Source organism: Parabacteroides sp. KHUB-03, assembly GCF_056640975.1.
This window is the reverse complement of the sequence record NZ_CM153257.1, coordinates 1,883,702-1,902,567: the sequence shown is the minus strand read 5'-3', so window position 1 is coordinate 1,902,567 and position 18,866 is coordinate 1,883,702. Positions and strand designations below refer to the sequence as shown.

Sequence of the window (18,866 nt, the reverse complement as noted above, 5' to 3'; positions counted from 1 at the left end):
GCTCTTCGTTCTGATTTATGTCCTTCTGTAGCGGCTTATCTCTATAAGTCTACAGAATTAATGCAAAGATAAGCATTATTTATGGTTTGTATATGATGTCTGTTGTAGCATTTGATTCCTAATGGGTAAGAATTTATATTTTTGTACTCTAAAAGAAAACCAGTATATGTCAGACTTTTCTTATTATATGTTGATTGATAATTTAGGTTGGTTGGACAGGTTTACGGTAGTTATTGAGCGCCATCAGGTAAAAGATTAATAAGATTTTCACCGTACCAATCCCAACTAATCGAAATATTTCTTACATTGCCACTATGAATATAACCTTTGATAAGCATTATGAAAATTCAACGGATACAGGAACTTACCGAAGCGATTATTGTGTGTGGCTCAGATAAACCGGCTTGCGAGATAGATTGTGCCTTTGCAAGCGACTTAATGAGCGATGTGCTCACACTCGACTGTTGTGATGTTCTTTTGGTGACAGGCCTTTGTAATTTGCAAACGATTCGCACGGCGGAAGTTGCCGAGATAACCTATATTTTATTTGTGCGCGGCAAGAAAGTTACTCCGGAAATGAAACAACTTGCTGAAGAAAACAATATGGTTTTGCTTGAAACCGGACACTCTATGTATCATACGGTAGGAGAGTTATATGCAGGTGGACTTCCACCTATTTATTGATAAGGAGAAAAGCCGTATGCAATTTAGATTTGAACTGGAAGGAGGTAATTTTTCCAAAGCAGGATATGCTTCAAGTAATATAAAGAAAGTGCTTAAACAATTGTCTATCGATCCAAAAATTATCAAGCGTGTGGTGGTGGCTTTGTATGAAGCCGAAGTGAATATTGTTGCCCACGCATGGCGGGGTACGGTTGTGGCTGACCTGGATGCAGATAAGATTACATTGACCCTGGAAGATGAAGGTCCCGGAATACCGGATATAGAGTTGGCTATGAAGGAAGGATATTCTACTGCATCTTCTGCTGTTCGGGAAATGGGCTTTGGTGCAGGTATGGGATTGCCTAATATGAAGAAGAATGTAGATGAGTTGATAATAGATAGTAAAGTCGGTCGGGGAACGACTGTACGTATGGTTACACATTTCGGCTGAAGAAAGGAGGTTTACCCAAATGGAAGAAGAAAAGTTTTATCATGCACTTAAAATAGATAATGAGCGATGCATTGGTTGTACGCATTGCATGACGAAGTGTCCGACAGGTGCTGTCCGTATTCGTGACGGAAAAGCAATTATACGTAAAAACTGGTGTGTGGATTGTGGCGAATGCCTCAAGGCTTGCCCAACCGACGCAATTTATGTAGAGCAGGATGACTTTCAACGTATCTTTGATTATAAGAACCGTGTTGTATTGGTTCCGTCTGTCTTTATAGGGCAATTCTCCAAATATACAACCGAAAAGGAGATATTCAGTGCTTTATATGAATTAGGCTTTACCCATGTCTTTCAGGTAGAGTTCACTGCCGATATGATATATCGTGAGATGCTCCAACAGATGGAAAATGCTGATGAAAAGCCGGTCATCAGTTCTTTTTGTCCGGCCATAATACGTTTGATACAAGTTAGGTTTCCGGCTTTGGTGGATAACGTGCTTCTTGTAAAGTCTCCGGTAAATGCTACAGCCACTTATTATCATAAAGTTTTAGAGGAACAGGGCATACCATCCAATGAGATTGGCATGTTTTATATTACCCCTTGTGCCGCCAAGATCGCAGCACTAAAAGGAGCTGACGGTTATTCATCTACTATCAAGGGAGTAATTAATATGGACACCTTATATAATAAGGTATATCATATACTAAAAAACCGTCCGCGTGATTATAAACCCGAATGCCAGCTTCCTCCGACACTTACTAAAAAAGAAATGCGTTGGAGTCAGACCGGAGGTGAAGCAAAACACTTCTCCGGTCGCAGCCTTGCTATAGATGAAATACATAATGTAATTGATTTTCTGGAACGGATGGAGACAACCACAGAAGTGCGCAACGTGGACTTTCTGGAACTGAGGGCTTGCGATCGTAGCTGTGCCGGTGGGGTTCTTACATTCGCTAATCGTTTCCTTACGGCCGAACGTATTATGAAACGCTCTATGAAGCGTGACAAAGCACCACTTATATATGCAGCCGAGCAGAAAGAAGCGCTGGCTTATCTGAAACAACATATTACCATTCCACCTCTTAAACCCAATCCTAAATTGCTTTATAATGGTTCGATAGAAGAAATATTGAGTAAGATGGAGCAAGTACGTAAGCTAATGTGTTTTTTGCCAGGGATAGATTGCGGAGCTTGCGGAAGTCCCAATTGCCAGAGTTTGGCCGAAGATATTGTTCGTCACGAAGCACAGTTTAGCGACTGTATCTTTATGCAACGTAATATGGAGAAGCATGGTAAACTGGATCAGGAGCATGCTTTTCGCTTGGTAGAGAAAACATGGGGTAAAGATCGTTTAAACAAAGATTGTTATAAGAAAGGAGCTAAATATGAAGGTCAATGAGTTAGTAAAAGAATTAAGCCTGACTGTGTTTTGTGGTGAAAAAGGCCTCGAAGAAGAAATAACAGGAGGTTATACCAGCGACTTGCTTAGTGATGTGATGGGGCATGTAGACGAAGGCATGATCTGGATAACCATGCAGACACACCAGAATATTCTTGCTGTTGCTACCCTGAAAGATATATCGGCTGTTTTAATAGTAAACGGAGCTTCTCCTGATGAAGAAACGTTGCAAAAAGGTAGGGAAGAAGATGTCCCCGTACTTGGGACGTCGCTTTCCGCTTTCGAAGTAACCGGAAAAATATATCAATTATTGCTTAACGAATGAACCGGTATAAAGTAGATTTGCATATTCATACTTGTCTTTCGCCTTGCGGAAGCCTGGATATGAGCCCTCAGGTTATTGTGGAAACCGCGCTTTCGCGAGGTTTGGATGCTATAGCCGTGACGGATCATAATAGCACGTTGCAATGTCCCGAAGTACAAGCTCTGGGGAAAGAATTGGGTTTAAAGGTTTTTCCCGGGGTGGAAGTTACCACCCGCGAAGAAGCACATTGCCTTATACTCTTTCCATCGGAGGATGCTAGAGCCGCATTTCAACATTATTTGGATTTACATTTGCCGCCAATTCCGAATGATACGGAACGTTTCGGCGACCAGGTGTGGGTAAATCGCCGGGATGAAATCGTCGGAGAAATGCCTTATCTTCTTCTTTCCGCACTTGATCAAAGCATAAACCAGATAACAGCAAAGGCAAAGGCTTTAGGGTGTCTTGTTGTTGCAGCCCATATAGAACGTCCTTCATTTAGCTTGATTAGCCAACTTGGATTCATTGATCCGGCCATTTCTTTAAATGCAGTCGAATATAATGATAAATTGCGTTTTAAGGTTTTGTTAAATCAGCATTCATACTTACATGAATATGTTTGCTATTCTGCTTCGGATGCACATTATCCCGGACAAATAGGAACCAAGCCCTCTTTGTGGCAAACAGAGTATTTAACTTTCAATGATTTACGGAAAACTTATGCCGGAGATAAAGACTATAGTTTGTCTGCATCAGGACAAACCGATGAGATTGCATAGCTTGTTTCTTTCGGTAACACATTTGCTCTGCAGAGGATTAAAATAATTAAAACAGAATGAATGGATAATCTTTCTTTTCATATAACCGATATAACAGCCAATAGCATCCGTGCCGATGCAACCGAAATAGGTCTTTTGATTTCTGATAGCAAAGACGCCATAGAAATATGTGTAAAAGATAATGGTTGCGGAATGGATGCAGAAACATTGGCGCGAGTGACTAATCCGTTTTATACCACACGAACTACCCGAAAGGTAGGCCTGGGGCTTCCTTTTCTGATACAAAATGCAGAACAAACGGGCGGAAGTGTTTCAATAATATCCGAATTGGGGAAAGGGACAACTGTTACGGCCCGTTTTATTTCTACTAATATAGATTGTCCTCCGTGGGGAGATTTGCCGGCAACTGTGGCTATGTTGATTACCGGAAATCCGGATGTGAATATTTGTTTTAGTTACCAGTCAGGAAAAGAGTTTTTCGATTTAAGTACGAATGATATAAAAGAAGCTTTGGATGGTATGCCTGTCAGCCATCCAAAAGTGATGCTGTTCATAAAGGATATGATACGTGAAAATATAGGCGGTAACTAGCTATTTGTTTTCTCTTTGTAGTATTTATACCGTTGCATTACTTCCTGTACGTAATTATAGGTTTCCGAACCACGAAGATAGCCGTGTTTGCAAACCGGATCATTGTAATATTGCGGATCGCTTTTCAGCCGGACATATTCGGCAACATTACCGTCCCATTTATTAGGGTCTTTGCCATATTTTTCAGCCAAACGTTGGGCATCATAAACATGACCGATGCCGGCATTATATGAAGCCAATGTGAATTTCAGCTTTTCTTGTGGATCTTTTATGCTAGAAAAGCCTTGTCTGAACCGTCGTAAACAATCTACCCCGGTACGTATGCCTATTTCCGGATTCTTTAATTCGTGCGGAGTTACGCCTAAAGCTTTTGCAGTGTTTGGCATGATGCCCATAAGTCCTTCTGCTCCTGCCCATGAAACTACGGATGGATTGAAACGTGATTCCTGATAAGCAATAGAAGCAAGCAATTGCCAATCCCATCCGATATTGGCGGCATGCTTTCGGAATAATTGGTCGTATGGAGAAATATGTCCGTTTTTTACTTCCGGCAGTTCTGCCCTGAATGGTTCTTTGCTTAATTCAAAATAGCGTTTGGTCACGGCTTTAAAGGTAAAAGAACCGGATTTGTCGGATGCCCATTCATTGATGGCTTTGGCTAACTCCGGACTATTCTTGCGTACAGCCCATGCGGAGCGCTGCATAAAACTGACTTTCAGGTTTATATTGATATTCCAATAATAAGTTTTGTTTAGCCGGGCAGTGTTATCGTCGCTGATAGTATAGGGGATTTGCCCCTTTGAGACCATCTCTATAAGGTCTTCTGTCGTGACTGTATCTTTTTCAATATCCTTAATGTTTATTCCGCCACCAAGTTCTACGTCCAGATTATGTAGACGTTCGGAATATTTTGTATTGGGTTTGACGTAAATGTCTTTGCCTATCAATTGAGTGACATCGGTAAGTATAGTATCGCCTTTATTGGCTCGTTGCACCAGGACTTGGCTGGATTGTTCTTCGCGTCCGCAGAAAAGTACTTCTTGTTTTAGTTTGTTGGTTATTTGGATGGGATAGGCTACAACATCAGCTTCGCCGGCCTCAAGCATTTCTATTAACCGGGTAGCATTTTCGGCAACTTTGATATTGAGTTTTAAACCTTCGGATTTGGCGAAATCATTGATAAGATCATATTCGTAACCCATAGGTTGCATCTTGTATTGGAAATAGGAAGTAGAACTATACAGAGTAACAGCAGTGATTTCGCCTTTTTCTTTTAATTGTGTCAGATCTACAGGATGTGTATCAATATCCTCTTCTTTCCCTTGTTTGTTACTGTAGCAACTGCCCAAGAGAAACAAAAAGAGCAAGAAGGGGATACATTTTTTATACATTATATATATGTTTATTTCTTTTGAAGCAACACTACGTTTTCCACATGGTGCGTGTGAGGGAACATATCTACGGGCTGCACCTTTTTGACTGCGTATTTTACGCTAAGCAGACTTAGGTCGCGCGCCTGTGTTGCCGGATTACAACTAACATAAACGATTCGCTCCGGTTCGGCAAACAAAATGGTGTTGATCACATCATCATGCATTCCGGCGCGGGGCGGGTCTGTTATAATAACATCAGGACGTCCGTGTTGGTTTATAAAGTCTTGCGTAAGGATATTTTTCATGTCGCCGGCGTAGAATAATGTGTTTTCAATCTTATTCAGAGCCGAATTTACTTTTGCATCTTCTATAGCTTCAGGTACGTATTCTATACCGATCACCTTTTTTGCCTGACGAGAGATGAAGTTTGCGATGGTTCCAGTGCCGGTATAAAGATCGTATACCATTTCATTACCGGTAAGGCCGGCAAACTCGCGGGTTATCTTATATAGATTATAAGCCTGAGCGCTGTTCGTTTGATAGAACGACTTCGGGCCAACTTTAAATTTCAGGCCTTCCATTTCTTCAATAATATGATCCCTACCGCGGAATACAAGTACTTCCTGGTCGGTTATGGTGTCATTACATTTTTCATTGATTACATATAATAACGAAGTTATTTCCGGAAATTGTTCTGCAATATGCGACATTAATGCTTCGCGATGTTCTACATCTTCGTGATAAAAGCAAAGAACGACCATCAAATCTCCGGTAGAGGCAGTACGGATCATGAGAGTTCGTACAAAACCGTCCTGGTTGCGCAAGTCAAAAAACGGGAAACCTTCATGTGAGAGACAATATTCTTTAATACAGAGGCGTATACGGTTGGATATATCGTCCTGCAACCAGCATTTATGGATATCCAGCACCTTATCGAACATTCCCGGAATATGGAATCCGACACCGTTCATACATTCAAATGTAGCACCGGACTTTACTTCTTCTTCAGTTAACCATTTCTTATTGGAAAAAGTAAACTCCAATTTGTTGCGGTAGAAAGTGGTGTTTTCGGAACCCAGGATAGGAAGGATTTCTTCCATTTCTATTTTTCCGATACGTGTTAAATTGTCTATAACTTGTTTATGCTTATATTTAAGTTGTTCTTTATAAGGAAGATGTTGCCATTTACAGCCGCCACATACACCGAAATGTTCACAGAAAGGTTCTGTCCGGTTAGGAGAATATTCATGGAAATATACAGCTTTCCCTTCGGCATAACTGTGTTTTTTACGGGTAAGTTGAATATCTACAACGTCTCCAGGAGCAACAAAAGGAATGAATACTACCATGTCGTTTACCTTTGCAATAGCCTTTCCTTCTGCGGCTACATCCGTTATTGTTACCTTTTCCAGCAAGGGTAACTGTTTCTTATTTCTTGCCAATGTTGTTAAGTTTAAAATTTTCGCCACACAAATGTACATATTTACCTGATACGAATGGTAATGAGTGGTTATAAAACATATAAATTTATTTAACTTTATAAGTATAAGCTACTATTAAATAACATATATTTGTGGTATTGCAATGTTGAGATAGCAAAACTGAAATCTAAAATAATACTGTCGAATATGGAAAGAAAAAGAGTTTATACGTTCGGGAATGGAAAAGCCGAAGGTAAAGCAGATATGAAAAATCTGCTTGGTGGTAAAGGGGCAAACCTTGCCGAAATGAATCTGATTGGCGTTCCGGTTCCTCCCGGATTTACGATTACTACTGATGTTTGTTCTGAATACTATGAATTAGGAAAAGATAAAGTTGTAGAACTACTGAAGAAAGACGTAGAGAAATCTATTGCTAATATTGAAACTTTGATGAATTCTAAGTTTGGGGATGTAGAGAATCCGTTATTGGTTTCTGTTCGTTCCGGTGCACGTGCTTCTATGCCGGGTATGATGGACACAATCCTGAACTTGGGCTTAAACGATGATGTTGTAGAAGGGTTAACCCGCAAGACTGGTAATGCCCGTTTTGCATGGGATTCGTATCGTCGTTTTGTCCAAATGTATGGTGATGTGGTATTGGGCATGAAACCGACCAGCAAGGAAGACATCGATCCGTTTGAAGCGATAATCGAGGAAGTGAAGAAAGCAAAGGGCGTTAAATTAGATAATGAACTGGATGTTGAAGACTTAAAGACATTGGTGGCCAAGTTCAAGGCTGCAGTTAAAGCACAGACCGGACAAGATTTTCCGACTTCATCTTATGAGCAGCTTTGGGGAGCTATTTGTGCTGTATTTGACAGTTGGATGAATGAACGTGCTATTCTGTATCGTAAAATGGAAGGTATTCCGGCAGAGTGGGGTACGGCTGTTAATGTCCAGGCTATGGTATTTGGTAATATGGGTGAAACATCGGCAACAGGCGTATGTTTTTCTCGTGATGCAGGTAATGGAGAAGATTTATTCAATGGTGAATATCTGATTAATGCGCAAGGTGAAGATGTGGTAGCCGGTATACGCACTCCACAGCAGATTACAAAAATCGGTTCGCAGCGTTGGGCTGAACGTGCTGGTATTTCTGAAGCAGAACGGGTAGCTAAATATCCTTCTATGGAAGAGGCAATGCCTTCTATTTATAAGGAACTGGATATGCTTCAGACAAAATTGGAAGATCACTATCGTGATATGCAGGATATGGAATTTACCGTACAAGAGGGAAAACTATGGTTCTTACAAACCCGTAACGGTAAACGTACCGGATCTGCTATGGTTAAGATAGCCATGGATTTGTTGCGTCAGGGAATGATTGATGAAAAAACAGCCCTTTTACGTATAGAGCCTAATAAACTTGATGAATTGCTTCATCCTGTGTTTGATAAGAAAGCAGAGAAGAAAGCTAAAGTTTTAGTAAAAGGTTTACCCGCATCTCCGGGAGCTGCTACCGGGCAAATCGTATTTTTTGCTGATGATGCTGCAAAATGGTATGCTGATGGTAAAAAAATAGTCATGGTTCGTATTGAGACTTCTCCTGAAGACCTTGCAGGCATGGCTGTGGCTGAAGGAATTCTTACAGCCCGTGGTGGTATGACTTCACATGCTGCGGTTGTTGCACGCGGTATGGGTAAATGCTGTGTTTCGGGTGCAGGTGGATTAAACATAGACTATAAAAATAAAACAATGGAAGTGGGTGGTGTAACGCTGAAGGAGGGAGATTACATCTCAATCAACGGAACCACCGGCGAAGTATATCTGGGCGAGGTAGAAACAATGGCAGCCGAATTGTCGGGTGACTTTGCAGCATTAATGGATCTGGCAAATAAATACACCAGATTGCAGGTGCGTACGAACGCAGATACTCCGCATGATGCTTCTATAGCCCGTAACTTTGGTGCTGTAGGTATTGGTCTTTGTCGTACGGAGCACATGTTCTTTGAAGGCGAAAAGATTAAAGCTATGCGTGAAATGATTTTGGCCGATGATGCGGAAGGGCGAAAGAAAGCGCTGGAGAAGATACTGCCATACCAGAAAGAAGACTTTAAAGGTATTTTCAAAGCTATGGCCGGATGTCCGGTGACAGTTCGTCTGTTAGATCCTCCATTACATGAATTTGTGCCTCATGATTTGAAGGGACAAGAAGAGATGGCAAAAACAATGGGTGTTTCTGTTAAGGAAATCCAGAAGCGTGTGGAATCTCTTTGTGAACATAACCCGATGTTAGGCCATCGTGGTTGCCGTTTAGGTAATACATATCCCGAAATTACGGAAATGCAGACTCGTGCTATTTTAGGCGCTGCACTGGAGTTAAAGAAAGAAGGCATTGATACTAAGCCGGAAATTATGGTTCCTCTGACGGGTATTCTATATGAATTTAAAGAACAGGAAAATGTAATTCGTAAAGCTGCAGCCGACCTGTTTAAGGAAATGGATGACAGTATTGATTACAAGGTTGGTACAATGATTGAGATTCCGCGTGCGGCGCTAACGGCTGATCGTATTGCTTCATCTGCCGAGTTCTTCTCGTTCGGTACAAATGACTTGACACAGATGACATTTGGTTATTCTCGTGATGATATAGCTTCTTTCTTGCCGGTATATTTGGAAAAGAAGATTTTGAAAGTCGATCCGTTCCAGGTGTTAGACCAGAATGGTGTAGGACAATTAGTCCGTATGGCTACAGAGAAAGGTCGCACTATCCGTCCTGATTTAAAATGCGGAATTTGTGGTGAACATGGAGGCGAACCTTCTTCCGTTAAGTTCTGCCATAGGGTAGGATTAAATTATGTATCGTGTTCTCCTTTCCGGGTGCCAATTGCGCGTGTTGCTGCGGCTCAAGCAGCGTTGGAGGATTGAAAATAAAAAGAGAAAAAAAGAAAGGCTGTCTCAAATGAGACAGCCTTTTGTGTTTGAAAATTTATTTAAAGTGAAATAGAGTTGAATGCTTAACATTTTCATCGTGAACCAAACAGGGATCAGAAATGTATTATATAATATGAATTCTAAAAATGGTTTATTATGAAAAAGTACAAGATTGTAAGCTTGGTAGTATTTGTTTATATAGTTTTGCTGTTTGCGGGATGTTCTAAAAATACAATTATTTTTGAGGATGGTTGGGAAAATCCAAATAGTAATAACCCCGACGGAAAAGCATTGGTTACATTTAATGCAGCAGTAGAAGATCGTAATTTATTGACCAGGACAATGGCTCCTATGAAAAAGGGGATTCAGAACCAATTATATGCTTTTACTTCAACAAATGGAGATGGAGCTAAAGGAATACCATACGCTGAAGGGTTATATATAACATCTGCCCCCGGTGTGTTAACAGGTAATGATGGTTATAAGATGTATTTGGAATCCGGCATATATGATTTTTATGCTGTGTCTGACAACTTTTCTACAATACCTCCTAAGTTTACGTCTGGTCTGTCTGAGCCTTTGTTTAATGGCATTGACTATTTGTGGTGGCATAGTCCGGAACAAGATATCATGAGTAACCAGGTAAATATACCGATTATGTATTTACATGCAGCTACACAAGTTGTTTTTGAAGTATCGGGTGGCGAAGGAATAATTTTAAATAAGTTGGTCTCGGCCATGATTACTCCGCCGGAGACAGGAGCTCGTATGAATTTGTATACCGGAATTATTCCTCCTGCATCAATATATGATAAAGCGGATAAAATGGGTATAAACGGCTTGTTGGCTCAGTATATTATGCTTCCGCTGAAGACTACATCTCCAATGTCATTGACTTTGGAAGTAATGGTAAATAACGAGAGTACTTCTCGGATCTATAGTGTAAATGTCCCAGTTCCTAATGGAGAGTTACAATCAGGAGATTCTTATTTGTTTAATGCGATAATAGACGAAAACTCGGTGAATTTTTCTCAGGTTTCTATTAAAAGCTGGACAGAAGTGGATGAAACGGGGAAACCTCTTTATCCTACGTTGAAATGATGAATTTGTTTTCAAAGTAATTTGAATAATATTTATTTATTTCAAAATGTGCATGCGAAAGAAGAAAATGACGTATATTTGTTTCTTGATGAAAAAAGAAAAACAATATCTACGTTATGGAGCGGTATTTAATTATTAAGACAAGAGATGAACTGTTACGTATAAAAATAGGACAAATACTGTATTTTGAAGCCGACAGGAATTATACGAAATTATTATTATCGAATGGAATACAATTTACTTTTGCAATAAATATAGGTAAGATAGAAGAAATATTAGGGAAACAGGTTGCCGGGTGCAATGAAATATTGATGCGCGTTGGCAAAAGTCATATTATTAATAAAAATCATATATTGCAAATCAACTTACCTAAACAGAAATTATTATTACTTACGGAAGAAGGTAAGCCTCGGGAGTTAGTTATATCCAAAGATCCTTTGAAAGTTTTGAAAGATTCACTGGAAAAGGAGATGGGCAGGTCTGAAGAGGTTAAAGAATAAGGAATGGTAATTAAGATAGGAAAATCGGATGATAATGATTTTGTTGTTAATGATCCTCATGTAAGCAGGCACCATGCGCGCTTGATACGTGAAGAAGAGGGTTGTTGGCTGTTAGAGGATGCTAATTCGACAAATGGAACTTTTGTTAATGATTGCCAGATTCTAAAAAAACGAATTACACCTACTGATAAGATAAGGCTGGGAGATAGCTATATTGTGGTTCTTTCCGATATTCTGAAATTTAATAATGATTATAGTGAAGAGTTCGCCAAATTAAAGAAAATATATGATGATTATATTCAAGCAAAAGTTAAGATTCAATCATCCAATCAATTTAAAACAAGACTTTTTCAATCATTGCCATTTGCTCTAACCGGGGTTGTGGGAGTAATAATTGGTTTTTTAGGTAAAGGAAATCCAGAATTATTAATGATAAGTTTGTTTGTGACTGTTTGTGCTCCTACGATAGGAATATATTTAGGTGCAAAACAATCATCTAAGATACCTCAGCAATTGCAAGATATCGCCAATCAATTTAAAATAGATTATGTCTGCCCTAAATGCGGAACATTTTTAGGTGAAATACCATGGGAATCTTTAAAAAACAGGAAACAATGTCCAGTTTCAACTTGCAAGGCTAAGTGGGTGAGCAATTAACCGTTTGTATTCTAAATCCAGCTTTTTGTACAGTAAATCCAATCCTTTGATTATAAGAAAGAATTGGATATTTATTAATCCGTTACTTTTCCTACTTTTGTTTCCGGTAAAAACATTAAAAAGGGATAAGATTATGCAGGAAGAAGAATATACATTCGTTACTTTGGATAATAATGATGCCTTATTGGCAGATGCTATTGTAGTGGATGTAGACGGAGACAATGCTGGAATGCTGGATGCAGTAGTAATTGATGATAGTATAGATAGTTCTGATTTTATTACTTTATCGGATGATACTATAATGCTATCTGATGCTGACATGTTGGATATTAATACAACGGATATTGATAGCACAGATATTTCATTTATGATATGATTTCAGTCAAGTGTCCACACTGTCAGGTAGGATTAAAAGTAGACGAGGGGAAAATTCCCCTCGGAATAACTTCTTTTAAATGTCCCAAATGTAAGAAACCCATTCCTATTTCTTTTCTTTCAAAGGAAAATGTTCAGAATAATTTAAATGATTCTGAAACGATACTTGTGCAACCAATAAAGAATAGCACAGGTAAACTTACCATAGTTGCCGATACGGATACGCCGGAACAAGAATTTCTTCTTTATGAAGGTACAACGATTGTCGGGAGAAAATCGAATGCATCAAATGCTACGATTGGCATAATAACTACCGATCGCTCAATGAGCCGGGAACATATTAGGATAGAAGTGAAAAAAGATTCGAAAGGTGGTTATAAACATTATCTTTCAGACAATAATAGTAAAAACCATACGTTATATAATAGCAATTACCTAGGAGATGGAGAAGTTGTCGTACTTAATAATAATGACGAGATTATTATAGGCCGTACAGTTCTCCGGTTTAATGAATAAAACTCATTATTGCTATGAATATAACGATCGGTAAACCATATGCTGTTAGTGAAAAGGGTGGAAGGCTTAATAATGAAGATTCTATTTATCCATTGCCAGAAACAATAACTTCCGGTCAAAAATTATTTTTAGTATGTGATGGAGTCGGAGGTGCCGAGAAAGGGGAAATTGCCAGTTATCTGGCATGTGAGTCTTTCCAAACCTATCTTTCCGCATTTCAAGATGGAGATACTACCGAAGATCTTGTTAAAAAAGCCCTGCAATATACAGAAGCACGTTTTGACGATTATATAGCGTTGCATCCTGCAGCAAAAGGTATGGCAACTACTCTTACTATGCTTTATACAGGAACAAAAGGCGTTGTCATTGCGCATGTGGGCGATAGTCGTATTTATCAGTTCAGAGAAGGGGTAATAGTATATCAAACAGAAGATCATTCTTTAGTGAATTCTCTTTTTAAATTAGGTAAAATTTCAAAAGATGAAGTAAAAACTCATCCTCAAAGAAATGTTATTTTACGTGCTATACAGGGGGCTGATCATCCAACTGAAGCAGATGTTATTGTATTGGATGATGTACAAGCAGGAGATTACTTTTTTATGTGTACGGATGGTGTGCTGGAACATTATACAGATGAATTATTAGCTGCAGTTTTTGCAAAATACCATGATCCCGAAGAAATCAAAGATGCTATTATGGACACTTGCTATGGACGTACCCGGGATAACTTTTCTTTTTATATTATACCCGTTAATAATGTGCAAGAATCTCAAAGTGTAAAGCAAAATATTCTTAGTTTCCTTTATTCTTTTATATAAATAACGTACTTTTGGCAGATTAAAAAGAATTGCATTTGTAGTTATGAATCTGCCTAACGGATATCTTCTTCAAAACGGAAAATATAAACTTTCTCATGTTGTGGGTCAGGGAGGTTTTGGTATAACTTACAAAGGTGTATGGTTTACAGAACTAAAAGGGGCACTAGGAGCAATTAAAACTGAAGTGCCTATATGTGTGAAAGAATATTTCTTCAAAGATTACTGTTACAGGGATAATGATTCCCAAGCAGTAAAAGTTCACTCGGAAACAGGAAAAACTCTTTTTAACAAATTCAAAGAGAAACTTATTAAAGAAGCAAAAATATTATCGGATGTACATCATCCGTATATTGTAAATGTGCTTGAAGTTTTTGAAGAAAACAATACGGCTTATATTGTAATGGAATATATTTCGGGTAATTCTCTGAAATATATGATGGATAAAGAGGGAGTATTGCCTGAACCGATTGTTCTTAAGTATGTTCGTCAAATTGGGGAAGCTCTGCAATTTGTTCATGAGAAAAATATATTGCATCTGGATATTAAACCGAGTAATATACTTATTGACAAAGATGATAATGCACGGCTTATTGATTTTGGAGTGAGTAAACGTTATGATATAGAAGAGCAAGAAACGAGTACGACCATGCTGACTTTATCCAAAGGTTTTGCCTCAATTGAACAATACGATAATGAAGGGACTCAATTATTTTCTCCTTGTCCGGATATTTATTCTTTAGGGGCAACGATGTATAATTTGCTTACGGGAAAAATACCTACGGAATCCATACTTCGTGCTACTCGTCCTTTACAGAATCCTTCAGAAATAAATCCGGCTATAACACCTAAAACAGAATCTGCTATAATAAAGGCTATGCAGATTGTACCGACCGATCGTTTTCAGTCTATCTCTGAGATGCTTGAATCTTTAGACTTACCTGTAATAGAAAAGACAAAAACTCAATTATATTCGTCTCAGCCGGTAATGTCACAAAACGGAGATGAAACAACTGTTCTTTACTCTTCAAATACTATATCAGAAGAAGATGAAGATGCGACTATTGTAAGTGATCAGGCATTAACATCTAATCAGCTTCAGGGAAAGAAAAAGAAGAAGATTTTTTTAATTCCTGCATTTTTTATTATTTTTGCATTAGCAGGTAGTGCTGTTGCATGGTATGTATATAGGAATAAACCTTTGGTAAAAGATTTGACTGCATCAACAGATCAACAATCTGAAGAACAGCCTGTCGTATCAAATAATGTTTTACCTTTAGAAATAACAACGGAAGATAAACAAGAAGGACATAATGATATTTCCATACAAGAAAATCCTGTGAAACAAGAGGAAACTCTTAACCCGATTGTAACAGAGCCTGTCAAAGAAGATCATAATCAACAATTGGTGGTGCAAAAAAATGTAGAAGATGTACCAAAGACAGTTGTTCAGCCATCTGCTGCTGAAATAGATGCTAAATATTTAGCTATGATAGCGGCTGGTAAGGCTAAAATGGATGCTACTGATTATATTGGCGCTAAAAAAGAGTTTTTGAAGGCTAAAGATGTAAAACTTACAGAGGATGTAGTTCGACTCCTGATTGCTTGTGATACAAAACAAGAAGAAAAAGAACTAGCAGAACGTAAGGCTCTGTATCAGGAAATGATGACTTTTGGTAAATATAAAATAGTACGTAAAAAATCAACAGGTAAATATGGTGCCATTGATTCAAATGCAATAGAGCGTATTCCCTGTAAATATTTGAGTGTAGGAAAATCCGATAATGGCCGGGCTTTTGAGCGTATAGATAATTTGTATGATATTTATAATACAGACGGGGTATTGGTCAATGAAGGATTAACTTATTATTAGTTAGAATGATGTTATGAAAAGACTTTTACTATTAATAATATGCATTATATTCCCCTTAGGTTTGTTGGCTCAGCAGCAACAAACAGAATATAATAGGAAAGGAGATGATGCAATGAAGCGTCAGAATTATAGTGATGCTAAAATATGGTATGAAGAAGGTGTATCGCAATGTGACTCATACAGTATTAATCAATTGACCAAAATCTGGCTGAAGAATGAACGAATGCGTCCTTCCATGCGTAGTCTCATGAACAAATGTTTGAATTGTCTTAATGTGATGGCTACAGAGAACGATACGACTGCCATATCAAAATTGATTGTTTTTTATGAGAATGGAATAGGTACTCCGAAGAGTGAAGAATTGGCAACTTATTGGCATGAACGTTTAGAAACAATGCGTATACCGGTTATTTCAGCTACTAATGAACAAGCTCTGAAAAAAAAGAATATCTCTCGTGAACGTATGAAATTTTTCTTTGGATATTCTTATTCTATAGAGTCTCCATACGGACTGACAGTTGGCGGAGTTGCCCGTCGTTTAGGATGGTATGTCCGGTTTAAAACAAATATGTCTTTTAAAGATCATGCATCGGAATGCAACAATAATGGATTAATTGGTTCAATTATTGATTATTATAGTTTTACAAACAAGAAAAAAGTCAATAATTATGCAGGCACAGCGGGTATGGTTGTTAAGTGTACGCCTTGGTTATATACTACTGTCGGTTTGGGATATGGTGATAGGAGTGTTCTTTATGAGTATCAGGTTAAGAATGAGTTTACCGGTGCCGATGAACAAAAAGCTTGGGCTAAAAATATAGATGCTTCCTATAAAGGGATAGCAGCAGATTTAGATTTTATGATCAAATTTAATCATGTTTTTATCAGTGCGGGTTGTAACACGATTAACTTTAAATATATAGACTTGAATGCAGGTTTGGGATTCTTTTTCTAAAATAAATACGATGAAATATCTATATTCTATTATATCATTTTTTTTGATTACTAATATATTGTCAGGCTGTATTGAAGATCCGGATATGGAAACGGGTGTCAAGAATGCAAAGATTCCGACAGTTAATACACTCATTGATGATCAGCATACTATTGAAAAGCTAGCAACTACTGTTTCTTTTTATGCAGAGGTTGTTAGTGGAAACGGTTTACCTGTCGAAAAATATGGTGTATGCTGGGGATTGGAATCGGAACCTACAATAGAGAAGAATGATACTACTGTATGTGGTAAAGGATTGGGAAAGTTTAAAGGTATAGCCCATAAATTGAAACCTAATACTTTATATTATATACGTCCATATGCAATTAATGCAAAAGGGACGAATTATGGTAAAGAAATTACTGTTAATACGACAAAAGGTTTAGGTGTTGTTGCTACAGTTGTAGTAAGTGATAGTATAAAAGCAGAAAGCGTTATTTGTGGAGGTAAGATCGTAAATCATGGAGAAGGAATTATAAAAGATAGAGGGGTTTATTTAACTACACCAACGACTAAAGACTCTGTAATACCGATAATAATGAATGCAGATTCTTTTGTATGTAAAATAACTAAATTAGATACATCTACTATATATATTGTTAAAGCTTATGTAGAGAATGAATTCGGCATATTTGCAGGAGAGCCGCAGACATTTAAGACAACTAACGGGTTGCCTGTTGTAACTTCTCTCAAAGAGGTTGCAATAGGATTTACTGATGGTAGTTTTGAAGCGGAAGTTTCCAATGAAGGAGATTCGGCTGTAACAGTTCGTGGGCTATGCTGGGGATTTGTGTCGGGAACAATGTTGGAGAATGGGGATACCACTATAAATGGTGCCGGAAAAGGTAAATTTACTGGTAAAGCAACAAAACTTAAATCAGATAAGATGTATTACATGCGGGCATATGCAAAAAATGCTTATGGTACAGCTTACAGTAATGAAATATCTTTCTGGACAAAAAGTGATTTGCCACGTTTATCAGCGGTCGAAATAGCACGTACGGATATTGGGGGAACATTAAAAGTCTCCGCAGCAGTGTTGGATGAAGGAGCAATGAATGTTATAGAATCGGGTATATCTTATTCATTGACAAAAGATGATAAAGTAGGAAATACAAAGGTGGAGCTTTCTTCAGGTAAAAATTCTTATGAGGGTGAAATTTCTGGTTTGAAAGGAGGATCTACATATTATATCAGAGCATATGCTATTAATAAAGATGGAGTAATAACGTATGGAGAAGAAACATCATATACAACTCCTGATATATTTTCTGCCAGAAAAGTTTTTGAAGGTAATAACCAAATAGGAGGAGCTGTGGCCGTTACAGCAATGGGCTCTAGCGGATTAATTCTGGGTGGTGACATTGGAGCTGAAGCAACAAATGAATTCTGGGAGTACCGGGCATATAAAAATGAATGGTTACAACGAAATTCATTCCCTGTTAAGAGAAAATGGCAAACTGCTATTAATATAGGTTCTGCAGTGATTGCTTTTGGTGGTGTAGGTTCTGATAATGTAAGTACAAAAGATTTATATCTGTACTCCTTATTTACAAATTATTGGGAGCAAATAACATATGATGAAACGAATGCTCCCGATGCCAGATATCTGTCTGCAGGCTTTGCGTATAAAGACAGTGTCTTTATTGTTGGTGGAATACGTTCCGGTTCTATAACAGACGAAGTATGGTCTATTAAGCCAGCTAATGCAGAAAAATGGGTAAAGAAGAGCACTTTCCCCGAAAAACAATGTCGTGGAATAGCTGTTGTTATAGGAGATAAAATATATGCTGGCCTGGGAAATAAAGATTGGGTTACCCCGTCATACAGTAGGAAATTATATGTATCAACGGATGGGGCTAATACATGGAAGGAGTTAAATTCAATAAATGCAAACGTTCGTTGTGGTGTAGCTTTTGATAATAATATTTACGTAGTAGATGACGTTGGCTATATTTGGAAATATGATATAACCACTAATAGCTGGACCCTGAAATCTCAATTGCCGTCAGGTAACAGAGATATTTATTGCATGTATTCATTAGATGGTCTTATTTATTTGGGACAAGGTACTTCCGGTTCGTCAATCATAAGTTATGACCCCTCATGGGATAATTAAT

Annotated in this window: 18 protein-coding genes; 16 read left to right on the top strand and 2 right to left on the bottom strand. The window is 38.2% G+C overall.

From position 1 onward, the window contains the following. Nucleotides 1-339: 339 nt before the first annotated feature. From ACYIB7_RS08255 to ACYIB7_RS08230, 6 genes are read left to right on the top strand one after another with little or no spacing between them, the layout of a single operon-like run. Nucleotides 340-684 carry a hypothetical protein gene (locus tag ACYIB7_RS08255; RefSeq protein ID WP_103982488.1) on the top strand — a complete coding sequence of 115 codons (345 nt, stop codon included), beginning with the start codon at nucleotides 340-342 and terminating at the stop codon, nucleotides 682-684. Between the two features lie 16 nt (nucleotides 685-700). Continuing rightward, nucleotides 701-1,114, top strand: coding sequence for an ATP-binding protein (locus ACYIB7_RS08250; RefSeq protein WP_103982530.1), 414 nt, complete (start codon nucleotides 701-703; stop codon nucleotides 1,112-1,114). Nucleotides 1,115-1,133: 19 nt separating this feature from the next. Further along, nucleotides 1,134-2,513: a [Fe-Fe] hydrogenase large subunit C-terminal domain-containing protein gene (locus ACYIB7_RS08245; protein WP_480336734.1), complete on the top strand. Its 1,380-nt coding sequence runs from the start codon at nucleotides 1,134-1,136 to the stop codon at nucleotides 2,511-2,513. Beyond that, on the top strand, nucleotides 2,500-2,838 hold the full coding sequence (locus ACYIB7_RS08240; protein ID WP_099465536.1) for a DRTGG domain-containing protein: 339 nt from the start codon (nucleotides 2,500-2,502) through the stop codon (nucleotides 2,836-2,838). The genes ACYIB7_RS08245 and ACYIB7_RS08240 overlap by 14 nt, the downstream gene beginning before the upstream one ends. Further along, nucleotides 2,835-3,596, top strand: a complete 762-nt coding sequence (locus ACYIB7_RS08235) for a PHP domain-containing protein (protein WP_480336732.1) — start codon at nucleotides 2,835-2,837, stop codon at nucleotides 3,594-3,596. Before ACYIB7_RS08240 ends, ACYIB7_RS08235 begins: the two co-directional genes overlap by 4 nt. 60 nt (nucleotides 3,597-3,656) lie before the next feature. Continuing rightward, nucleotides 3,657-4,187, top strand: a complete 531-nt coding sequence (locus ACYIB7_RS08230; RefSeq protein WP_480336730.1) for a sensor histidine kinase — start codon at nucleotides 3,657-3,659, stop codon at nucleotides 4,185-4,187. On the opposite strand, the gene ACYIB7_RS08225 is transcribed toward ACYIB7_RS08230, so the two are convergent. Continuing rightward, nucleotides 4,184-5,578, bottom strand: a complete 1,395-nt coding sequence (locus tag ACYIB7_RS08225; protein ID WP_103982484.1) for an MltF family protein — start codon at nucleotides 5,576-5,578, stop codon at nucleotides 4,184-4,186. The genes ACYIB7_RS08230 and ACYIB7_RS08225 overlap by 4 nt on opposite strands. Nucleotides 5,579-5,589: 11 nt before the next feature. Beyond that, nucleotides 5,590-7,002, bottom strand: coding sequence for a 23S rRNA (uracil(1939)-C(5))-methyltransferase RlmD (gene rlmD, locus ACYIB7_RS08220; RefSeq protein WP_103982529.1), 1,413 nt, complete (start codon nucleotides 7,000-7,002; stop codon nucleotides 5,590-5,592). 186 nt (nucleotides 7,003-7,188) lie between these two features. On the opposite strand from rlmD, the gene ppdK reads away from it, so the two are divergent. From ppdK to ACYIB7_RS08170, 10 genes are all read left to right on the top strand, one after another. Continuing rightward, nucleotides 7,189-9,909, top strand: a complete 2,721-nt coding sequence (gene ppdK / locus ACYIB7_RS08215; protein ID WP_103982483.1) for a pyruvate, phosphate dikinase — start codon at nucleotides 7,189-7,191, stop codon at nucleotides 9,907-9,909. A 162-nt stretch (nucleotides 9,910-10,071) separates the two neighbouring features. Beyond that, nucleotides 10,072-11,016, top strand: a complete 945-nt coding sequence (locus tag ACYIB7_RS08210; protein WP_103982482.1) for a BF2992 family fimbrillin-A clan protein — start codon at nucleotides 10,072-10,074, stop codon at nucleotides 11,014-11,016. 116 nt (nucleotides 11,017-11,132) lie between these two features. Beyond that, on the top strand, nucleotides 11,133-11,516 hold the full coding sequence (locus ACYIB7_RS08205) for a LytTR family DNA-binding domain-containing protein (protein WP_099465612.1): 384 nt from the start codon (nucleotides 11,133-11,135) through the stop codon (nucleotides 11,514-11,516). A 3-nt stretch (nucleotides 11,517-11,519) separates the two neighbouring features. Further along, nucleotides 11,520-12,173 (top strand): FHA domain-containing protein, encoded by a 654-nt coding sequence (locus ACYIB7_RS08200; protein ID WP_103982481.1) that lies wholly within the window; start codon nucleotides 11,520-11,522, stop codon nucleotides 12,171-12,173. A 133-nt stretch (nucleotides 12,174-12,306) separates the two neighbouring features. Then, the gene (locus ACYIB7_RS08195; RefSeq protein ID WP_480336727.1) at nucleotides 12,307-12,549 is read left to right on the top strand and encodes a hypothetical protein; all 243 of its coding nucleotides are present in this window, start codon (nucleotides 12,307-12,309) and stop codon (nucleotides 12,547-12,549) included. After that, nucleotides 12,546-13,064, top strand: a complete 519-nt coding sequence (locus tag ACYIB7_RS08190) for an FHA domain-containing protein (protein WP_099465614.1) — start codon at nucleotides 12,546-12,548, stop codon at nucleotides 13,062-13,064. The genes ACYIB7_RS08195 and ACYIB7_RS08190 overlap by 4 nt, the downstream gene beginning before the upstream one ends. Before the next feature lie 14 nt (nucleotides 13,065-13,078). Then, the gene (locus tag ACYIB7_RS08185) at nucleotides 13,079-13,882 is read left to right on the top strand and encodes a PP2C family protein-serine/threonine phosphatase (RefSeq protein WP_103982480.1); all 804 of its coding nucleotides are present in this window, start codon (nucleotides 13,079-13,081) and stop codon (nucleotides 13,880-13,882) included. Nucleotides 13,883-13,925: 43 nt separating this feature from the next. Beyond that, the gene (locus ACYIB7_RS08180) at nucleotides 13,926-15,752 is read left to right on the top strand and encodes a serine/threonine-protein kinase (RefSeq protein ID WP_103982479.1); all 1,827 of its coding nucleotides are present in this window, start codon (nucleotides 13,926-13,928) and stop codon (nucleotides 15,750-15,752) included. Nucleotides 15,753-15,765: 13 nt separating this feature from the next. Further along, nucleotides 15,766-16,707 (top strand): hypothetical protein, encoded by a 942-nt coding sequence (locus ACYIB7_RS08175; protein ID WP_103982478.1) that lies wholly within the window; start codon nucleotides 15,766-15,768, stop codon nucleotides 16,705-16,707. 10 nt (nucleotides 16,708-16,717) lie between these two features. Next, the gene (locus ACYIB7_RS08170) at nucleotides 16,718-18,865 is read left to right on the top strand and encodes a Kelch repeat-containing protein (protein ID WP_480336726.1); all 2,148 of its coding nucleotides are present in this window, start codon (nucleotides 16,718-16,720) and stop codon (nucleotides 18,863-18,865) included. Nucleotide 18,866: the final 1 nt, after the last annotated feature.

Coding starts and splice junctions, on each gene's coding strand:
- ACYIB7_RS08255 (WP_103982488.1), top strand. CDS start 340: ATGAAAATTCAACGGATACAGGAACTTACCGAAGCGATTATTGTGTGT.
- ACYIB7_RS08250 (WP_103982530.1), top strand. CDS start 701: ATGCAATTTAGATTTGAACTGGAAGGAGGTAATTTTTCCAAAGCAGGA.
- ACYIB7_RS08245 (WP_480336734.1), top strand. CDS start 1,134: ATGGAAGAAGAAAAGTTTTATCATGCACTTAAAATAGATAATGAGCGA.
- ACYIB7_RS08240 (WP_099465536.1), top strand. CDS start 2,500: ATGAAGGTCAATGAGTTAGTAAAAGAATTAAGCCTGACTGTGTTTTGT.
- ACYIB7_RS08235 (WP_480336732.1), top strand. CDS start 2,835: ATGAACCGGTATAAAGTAGATTTGCATATTCATACTTGTCTTTCGCCT.
- ACYIB7_RS08230 (WP_480336730.1), top strand. CDS start 3,657: ATGGATAATCTTTCTTTTCATATAACCGATATAACAGCCAATAGCATC.
- ACYIB7_RS08225 (WP_103982484.1), bottom strand. CDS start 5,578: ATGTATAAAAAATGTATCCCCTTCTTGCTCTTTTTGTTTCTCTTGGGC.
- ppdK (WP_103982483.1), top strand. CDS start 7,189: ATGGAAAGAAAAAGAGTTTATACGTTCGGGAATGGAAAAGCCGAAGGT.
- ACYIB7_RS08210 (WP_103982482.1), top strand. CDS start 10,072: ATGAAAAAGTACAAGATTGTAAGCTTGGTAGTATTTGTTTATATAGTT.
- ACYIB7_RS08205 (WP_099465612.1), top strand. CDS start 11,133: ATGGAGCGGTATTTAATTATTAAGACAAGAGATGAACTGTTACGTATA.
- ACYIB7_RS08200 (WP_103982481.1), top strand. CDS start 11,520: ATGGTAATTAAGATAGGAAAATCGGATGATAATGATTTTGTTGTTAAT.
- ACYIB7_RS08195 (WP_480336727.1), top strand. CDS start 12,307: ATGCAGGAAGAAGAATATACATTCGTTACTTTGGATAATAATGATGCC.
- ACYIB7_RS08190 (WP_099465614.1), top strand. CDS start 12,546: ATGATTTCAGTCAAGTGTCCACACTGTCAGGTAGGATTAAAAGTAGAC.
- ACYIB7_RS08185 (WP_103982480.1), top strand. CDS start 13,079: ATGAATATAACGATCGGTAAACCATATGCTGTTAGTGAAAAGGGTGGA.
- ACYIB7_RS08180 (WP_103982479.1), top strand. CDS start 13,926: ATGAATCTGCCTAACGGATATCTTCTTCAAAACGGAAAATATAAACTT.
- ACYIB7_RS08175 (WP_103982478.1), top strand. CDS start 15,766: ATGAAAAGACTTTTACTATTAATAATATGCATTATATTCCCCTTAGGT.
- ACYIB7_RS08170 (WP_480336726.1), top strand. CDS start 16,718: ATGAAATATCTATATTCTATTATATCATTTTTTTTGATTACTAATATA.